The organism is Runella sp. R5_40 (assembly GCF_057652295.1).
On sequence record NZ_JBYFCH010000073.1, the window covers coordinates 1 to 528 of the forward strand.

Sequence of the window (528 nt, forward strand, 5' to 3'; positions counted from 1 at the left end):
CCACCGCCACCACCGCCGTTGCTGGCACTGCCGCCGTTGGTACCTGAGTTGGTAATGGGCGCACCTCCGCCATCACCACTGCTAAAATCAGCACCTGCACCGCCGCCACCACCTGCCAGCACCAACACCAAACCCGACGATTGGATTTGTACGCCCGAGCCACCACCACCTCCGCCAGCCTGATTGGCTGATTGGCCGCGTGCCCCTGCAATGGCCTCAAGAACTTGGCCCGAGGCCACAAAAAAATCACCACTCATCGACGCACCTTTACCTGCATCTTTGGCCAAGGACAAGAGCTTACTTCCCCCAGCCGCTCCCCGGGCCGTGATTCTTACCTTATAAATGCCCCCCGCTGGCACTTGCCACGATTGTTTCGTACCACTCGTACTAGGGTCAGGCGCAGAAATATTCAGCACTTCGCCTGAGCAGGTTTGGGCTTGGCTGCGCAGGCAAAGCACCCCGCACAACATCAATAAAAAAAGTTGAAGAGTTTGTTTCATAACTTACTTGGTAAATGGGTTGAAAAAT

At 55.7% G+C, this 528-nt stretch carries 1 pseudogene; it reads right to left on the reverse strand.

The features are described 5' to 3' along the window. A pseudogene (locus tag AC23N5_RS31440) lies at positions 1–500 on the reverse strand (hypothetical protein); the annotation flags it as partial. Positions 501–528 lie beyond the last annotated feature (28 nt).